This is a genomic window from Streptomyces hygroscopicus subsp. hygroscopicus (assembly GCF_001553455.1).
Classification (GTDB): Bacteria; Actinomycetota; Actinomycetes; order Streptomycetales; family Streptomycetaceae; genus Streptomyces; species Streptomyces hygroscopicus.
Genome location: NZ_BBOX01000202.1, coordinates 1 through 7,245, shown reverse-complemented (window position 1 = coordinate 7,245; position 7,245 = coordinate 1). Strand labels below are relative to the sequence as shown.

Sequence of the window (7,245 nt, the reverse complement as noted above, 5' to 3'; positions counted from 1 at the left end):
CCCGCGCCGAGGCCGAGGCGATCCTGCGCCGGGCCCGCGCCGACGCCGAGCGGCTGCTGAACAGCGCCGGCGCCCAGGCCCAGGAGGCCACCGAACACGCCGAGCAGCTGCGCGCCACCACCGCCGCCGAGGCGGACCAGGCCCGCCGCGCGGCGGCCGAGCAGACCCGCGCCGCCGAGCAGCGGATGCAGGAGGCCGAGCAGGCGCTGCGTGAGGCCCGCAGCGAGGCCGAGAAGGTGGTCACCGAGGCCAGGGACGCGGCGGCCAAGCAGCTCGCGGCCGCCGAGTCGGACAACGAGCAACGCACCCGTACCGCCAAGGCGGAGGTCGCCCGGCTGGTCGGCGAGGCCACCAAGGAGGCCGAGCGGCTGCGCGCCGAGGCCGAGCAGCTGCGGGACGACGCCCGCGCCGAGGCCGAGCGGATGATCGCCGAGGCGGGCGACGACGCCCGCGCCAAGGCCGCCGAGGACTCGGCGGCCCAGCTGGCCAAGGCGGCCCGGAGCGCCGAGGAGGTGCTCAGCCGCGCCTCGGAGAAGGCGCAGGCCACCACCAAGGCGGCCACCGACGAGGCGGAACGGATCCGGCGCGAGGCCGAGGCCGAGGCGGACCGGCTGCGGGCCGAGGCGCATGACACCGCCGAGCAGCTCAAGGGCGCGGCGAAGGACGACACCAAGGAGTACCGCGCCAAGACCGTCGAGCTCCAGGAGGAGGCCCGCCGGCTGCGCGGCGAGGCGGAGCAGCTGCGGGCCGAGGCGGTTGCCGAGGGCGAGCGGATCCGCGCCGAGGCACGCCGGGAGGCGGTCCAGCAGATCGAGGAGGCGGCCGGCACCGCCGAGGACCTGCTGACCAAGGCGAAGTCCGATGCGGAGGAGACCCGTTCGGGCGCCACCGCCGAGAGCGAGCGGGTGCGCACCGAGGCCATCGAGCGGGCCAACGCGCTGCGCCGGCAGGCCGATGAGCTGCTGAAGCGGGCCCGCACCGAGGCCGATGAGCTGGTGACCTCGGCCGAGGAGCAGGCCGAGCGGGTCAAGTCGGAGGCGGCCACCGCGGCCGAGGAGCTGCGCGAGGAGGCCGAGCGGGCGGCCGAGGACCGCCGCGCCGAGGCCGAGGCCGAGCTGAACCGGCTGCACCAGGACGCCGAGCAGCGGCTCGCCTCCGCCGACCAGGCGCTGCGGGACGCCCGCGCCGAGGCCGAGCGGCTGCGCAAGGAGACCGCCGAGGAGGTCGAGCGGCAGCGCGCCGAGTCCGCCGAACGGCTGAGCGGCTTGCGTCGGCAGGCCGAGGAGGAGGCCACCCGGCTGCGCGACGAGGCCGCCGCGGACGCGTCGAACGCCCGCGCCGAGGGCGAGTCGGTGGCCGTACGGCTGCGCGGCGAGGCCGCCGCGGAGGCCGAGCGGCTGCGCGCCGAGGCCCAGGAGACGGCCGACCGGGTACGGGCGGAGGCGGCGAGCGCCGCCGAGCGGATCGGCACCGAGGCCGCGGAGGCCCTGGCCGCCGCCCAGGAGGAGGCGGCCCGCCGCCGCCGGGAGGCCGAGGAGCTGCTCGCCGACGCCCGTGAGGAGGCGCAGGCGGAGCGGACGGCGGCGCGGGAGCAGAGCGAGGAGCTGCTGGCCGCCGCCCGGAACCGGGTCTCCGAGGCGCAGGCGGAGGCACAGCGGCTGGTCGAGGAGGCCGAGCGGCGTTCGGCCGAACTGGTGGCCGCCGCCGAGCAGACCGCCCAGCAGGTGCGGGACTCGGTCGCGGGTCTGCACGAGCAGGCCGAACAGGAGATCACGGGGCTGCGCACGGCCGCGGAGCACGCCGCGCAGCAGGTGCGCGACGAGGCGCAGGCCGAGGCCGACCGGGTCCGCGCGGACGCCTACGCCGAGCGGGAGCGCGCCTCGCAGGACGCCACCCGGGTGCGGCAGGAGGCCCATGAGGAGGCCGATGCCGCCAAGTCGCTCGCGGAGCGCACGGTCGCGGAGGCGATCGCGGAGGCCGAGCGGCTGACCGGGGAGGCCCGTGAGGACGCGGGCAGGCGCCGCGCCGAGGCCGCCGAGCAGGCGGACCGGCTGGTCTCCGAAGCCACCAACGAGGCCGAGCGGCTGCGCGCCGAGGCGGACGAAACCCTCGACGAGGCCCGCCGCTCCGCCAACAAAACCCGCGCCGAGGCCGCCGAACAGGCCGACACCCTGGTCAACGGCGCCACCGAGGAAGCCCAGCGGCTGGTCTCCGAAGCCACCGACGAGGCCGACCGGCTGCGCGCCGAGGCGAGCGAGACCCTCGACGAGGCCCGCCGCTCCGCCAACAAAACCCGGACCGAAGCCGCCGAACAGGCCGACACCCTGGTCAACGGCGCCACCGAGGAAGCCCAGCGGCTGGTCTCCGAAGCCACCGAGGAAGCCCAGCGGCTGGTCTCCGAGGCGACCAACGAGGCCGAGCGGCTGCGCGCCGAGGCGAACGAGACCCTCGACGAGGCCCGCCGCTCCGCCAACAAAACCCGGACCGAGGCCGCCGAACAGGCCGACACCCTGGTCAACGGCGCCACCGAGGAAGCCCAGCGGCTCGTCTCCGAAGCCACCGCGCGGGCACAGGCGCTGCGTACGGAGGCGTCCGACGCGCGGGCGACGGCGGAGCAGGACGCGGCCCGCACCCGGGCCCAGGCCCGCGGCGACGCCAACAACATCCGCTCGGAGGCCGCCGCACAGGCCGACCGGCTGGTCGCCGAGGCCCGCAAGGAGGCCGAGCGGCTGCACGCGGAGGCATCCGCCGAGGCGGAGCGGCTGCGCGGCGAGGCCGCCGAGACGGTCGGCTCCGCGCAGCAGCACGCGGCGCGCGTCCGGGCCGAGGCCGAGCGGGTCGAGGCCGCGGCGGCGGCCGAGGCGGAGCGGATCCGCAACGAGGCGCAGGCCGAGGCCGACCGGCTGATCGACAAGGCGCGCGAGGACGCCAACAAGCGGCGTTCCGACGCCGCCGAGCAGGCCGACCGGCTGGTCAGCGAGTCCTCCGCGGAGGCCGAGCGGCTCACCGCCGAGGCGCAGGAGGCCGCGCTGCGCGCGGCGACCGCGGCCGAGGAGCAGGCGGACGCCATGGTGGGCGCGGCCCGCAAGGAGGCGGAACGGCTGGTCGCCGAGGCCACGGCCGAGGCCAACGCGGTGGTGGAGAAGGCCCGTACGGACTCCGACACCATGCTGAGCGAGGCCCGGGGCGACGCCACGGCCATCCGGGAGCGCGCCGAGGAGCTGCGCGCCCGTACCGAGTCCGAGGTCGAGGAGTTGCACGAGCGGGCCCGCCGGGAGTCCGCGGAGCAGATGAAGGCCACCGGCGAGCGGGTGGACAAGCTCGTCGCGGCGGCCACCGCGCAGCTGATGAAGGCGGAGGAGAAGGCCAAGTCGCTGGTGTCGGACGCGAACAGCGAGGCGAGCCGGGTGCGGATCGCGGCGGTGAAGAAGGCCGAGAGCCTGCTGAAGGAGGCCGAGCAGAAGAAGGCCGAAGCCGACCGGGAAGCGGAGCGGACCCGGGCCCGGGCCACCGAAGAGGCGCAGCAGATCGTCGACGAGGGCAAGCGCGAGCTGGAGCTGCTGAAGCGGCGCCGCGAGGACATCAACGCGGAGATCTCCCGTGTCCAGGACGTGCTCGAGGCGTTGGAGTCCTTCGAGACCCCCGCGTCGGGCGGCGCGGGCGGCAAGGACAACGGCGGAGTCAAGACGGCGGCGGGCGCGGGTGCGACGAGGAGTGGGAAGCGGTCGGAGGGGTAACCGTACGCGGCCGGCGACGAGAGCCGGCCGCGCCTGTCCGCGTCAACCGCGCCAGATGCGTCGGCTGCGTTCATCGAGCCATGCCCGTATCATCCCGACGAGTGACGGGGTCTCCGTCTTACTGCCACTCAAAAGGCTGGACATTCTGCAGATCAAACAGACGTTGACTCGATGACACGCCGCTTGGCCCCCTAGGATTCCCTCTATCACCTCACCGGTCTCTTTCGACAGGAACCCCATGAGCGACACTTCCTCCCCCTTCGGCTTCGAGCTCGTGCGGCGTGGGTACGACCGCGGTCAGGTGGACGACCGCATTTCCAAGCTCGTCGCCGATCGTGACAGTGCACTGGCCCGTATCACCTCTCTGGAAAAGCGCATCGAGGAGCTGCACCTCGAGACGCAGAACGCTCAGGCCCAGATCAACGATTCGGAGCCGTCCTACGCGGGGCTCGGCGCCCGGGTCGAGAAGATCCTCCGTCTCGCCGAGGAAGAGGCGAAGGAACTGCGCGAGGAGGCTCGCCGGGCCGCCGAACAGCACCGTGATCTGGCCGAGTCGGCCGCTCAGCAGGTCCGCAACGACGCCGAGGCGTTCGCCGCCGAGCGCAAGGCCAAGGCCGAGGACGAGGGCGCGCGGATCGTCGAGAAGGCGAAGGGCGAGGCGTCCACACTGCGTCAGGAGGCGCAGAAGGACGCCCAGTCCAAGCGCGAGGAGGCGGAAGCCCTCTTCGAGGAGACCCGCGCCAAGGCCGCGCAGGCCGCCGCCGACTTCGAGACCAACCTCGCCAAGCGCCGCGAGCAGTCCGAGCGCGACCTGGCCTCCCGTCAGGCCAAGGCCGAGAAGCGGCTCGCGGAGATCGAGCACCGCGCCGAGCAGCTGCGCCTGGAGGCCGAGAAGCTGCGCACCGACGCCGAGCGCCGCGCCCGCCAGACGGTGGAGACCGCGCAGCGCCAGGCCGAGGACATCGTGGCGGACGCCAACGCCAAGGCCGACCGGATCCGCAGCGAGTCCGAGCGCGAGCTGGCGGCCCTCACCAACCGCCGCGACAGCATCAACGCCCAGCTGACCAACGTCCGCGAGATGCTGGCCACGCTGACCGGTGCGGCGGTGGCCGCGGCCGGTGGTCAGGGCGAGGACGAGACGGTCAGCCGCGGCGTCCCGGCCCAGCAGACCAGGTGATCCTCGCTCACCACGGAGCGCACGATGCCCCGCGCCGCCACGAACGGCGCGGGGCACGCGCATGTCCGGCCCCCGACCGCGCTCTTCGCCTGCTCACCGGGACGCCCCCGCGGCACACCACCCCGGCTCCCGGCTCCCGGCTCCCGCATCGGCGCGGCGCCTTGGCTTCGGGGACTACGCGGCGCCCTAGCTTCGGAGACCGAGACGAAGACCCAAGCTCGGGCGCCGGAGCCACGTCACGCGATGGAGCCCGGGTCGGCGCCGGTTTCGGGGTGGGGCGGGGCGGGGGAGGCACCCTCCGTGACCGACCGCCGCCTCGCCGCCCTCGGCTTCGCCGACGTCCCCGCCCAGCAGCCCCTGACCTATCCCGGCCGCCCCGTCACCCGCCCCACCCTCCTCACCGCCGGGGAGCTGTGGGAACTCGAGCCCGCGCCGGGCCGGCTGGGCACCTGGCCGGTGGTCGTCGCCACACCCGGTGAAGGGCCGGCGGAACCGCTCGACGCCGTCCTCACCGGCCTGGGCCTGCCCCCGGCCGCCGACCGCCACCCCGTCATCGCGGTCGGCTCCAACGCCTCCCCGGCCCAGCTGCACCACAAGCTCTCCCGCCCCGGTCACCCGGCCGCCGTCCCCATGGTCCCGGTCGATGTGCACGGCATCGCGGTCGGCTGCTCGGCCCATATCGGCCGGTACGGCTATGTGGCCTCCGCCCCGTACACGGCCCCGGGGGCCCGCACCCCGCTGGTCATCAGCTGGCTGGACGCCGAGCAGTTGGCGGCCGTGGACGCGACCGAGTACCCCAACTACCGCCGCGTCCTGCTGCCCGGCGCGGACTACCGGATGGTCATGCCGTCCGGTGAGCGGCTCGGCGGCGCGTATCTCTACGTCGGCGAGCGCGGGGTGCTGATGTCCCCGGACGGCACCGAACGCCCCCTTCCCGGCGGCGGCGACCAGAGCGCCCTGCTCACCCGTCTGCTCGCCGTTTCACCACGGCTGCGCGAACTCCTCGGTCCCGACCCGCGCGCCTGGGTCACCCGCGCGGGCGCCGACCCCGCCGTGCGGAAGACCGGCACTCGCGTCTTCCAGGAGGAGGGCTGGGCGCTGCCACAGCCCGACCTGCTGCGTTGCCCGGAGGACGCGTGCGAAGGGCCGGGAGGGCGCGGAGGGCCCCTTGGTTACGATGCGCTATCAGCTCTCGAGTAACGGGAACCGTCAACACGCCGTTATCCTCCTAACCCTCACCGGGGGCCAGCGCGCCCGACCCATGCACATGAGGGGCGGAGAATGATCGAGGCAGTCGGCCTGACGAAGCGCTACGGCGCCAAGACAGCCGTGTACAACCTGTCGTTCCAGGTACGGCCGGGGGCGGTCACCGGCTTCCTCGGGCCCAACGGGTCGGGCAAGTCCACCACGATGCGGATGATCCTGGGCCTCGACGAGCCCACCGCCGGCCATGTCACGGTCGGCGGCTACCCGTTCCGCAAACTGCCCAACGCCCCCCGCCAGGTGGGCGCCCTGCTCGACGCCAAGGCGGTGCACGGCGGCCGCAGCGCACGCCAGCATCTGCTCTGCCTGGCCCAGTTGTCCGGGATCCCGGCCCGCCGGGTCGACGAAGTGCTGGGCGTGGTGGGGCTCCAGAACGTGGCGCGCAAGCGCTCCAAGGGCTTCTCGCTCGGCATGGGGCAGCGTCTGGGCATCGCGGCGGCCCTCCTCGGCGATCCGCAGGTGCTGCTGTTCGACGAGCCGGTCAACGGCCTGGACCCCGAGGGCATCCTCTGGGTCCGCAACTTCATGAAGCAGCTGGCCTCCGAGGGCCGCACCGTCTTCGTCTCCAGCCATCTGATGAGTGAGATGGCGCTCACCGCCGATCACCTGATCGTCATCGGGCGCGGACAGCTGCTCGCCGACATGAGCGTCAAGGACTTCATCTCCTACAACTCGGCGGACTTCGCCCGCGTCCGCACCCCCGAGGGCGATCAGCAGCAGCGCGAGAAGCTGACCGCCGCGCTGAGCGAGGCGGGCGGGCAGGTGCTGCCGGAGCAGGACGGGGCGCTGCGGGTCACCGGGCTGCCGCTGCCGCGGATCAGCGAGGTGGCGCATCAGGCGGACGTGCGGCTGTGGGAACTCTCCCCGCACCAGGCGTCGCTGGAAGAGGCGTACATGCGGATGACACAGGGCGCGGTGGACTACCGCTCGACCATCGACGAGCGCGCCGCCCTGCAGCAGCAGGCGGTCCCCGGTGCGGCGCCGCAGGGCGGGCCGTACGGCTATGCGCCGGGCGCCCCGGGGCAGCCCGTGGGCTTCCCGCCCGGGACCGTGCTGCCGGGGTACGCC

At 74.5% G+C, this 7,245-nt stretch carries 4 protein-coding genes; all 4 read left to right on the top strand.

Going from position 1 to position 7,245, the window contains the following annotated elements; translation table 11 throughout:
* Positions 1-3,737 (top strand): polarized growth protein Scy-related protein (locus AXW62_RS21370; RefSeq protein WP_060945959.1); only part of this gene is annotated, 3,737 nt, incomplete at its 5' end.
* Positions 3,738-3,975: 238 nt separating this feature from the next.
* On the top strand, positions 3,976-4,914 hold the full coding sequence (locus AXW62_RS21365; protein WP_060945958.1) for a coiled-coil domain-containing protein: 939 nt from the start codon (positions 3,976-3,978) through the stop codon (positions 4,912-4,914).
* A 300-nt stretch (positions 4,915-5,214) separates the two neighbouring features.
* Complete coding sequence (locus AXW62_RS21360; protein WP_060945957.1) at positions 5,215-6,114, top strand: hypothetical protein; 900 nt, start codon at positions 5,215-5,217, stop codon at positions 6,112-6,114.
* Positions 6,115-6,195: 81 nt separating this feature from the next.
* Positions 6,196-7,245, top strand: a 1,050-nt coding sequence (locus AXW62_RS21355) for an ABC transporter ATP-binding protein (protein WP_060945956.1), incomplete at its 3' end; no start/stop codon positions are given.

Bases quoted from the DNA above. Each gene is read 5' to 3' on its own strand.
- AXW62_RS21365 (WP_060945958.1), top strand. From the start codon at position 3,976: ATGAGCGACACTTCCTCCCCCTTCGGCTTCGAGCTCGTGCGGCGTGGG.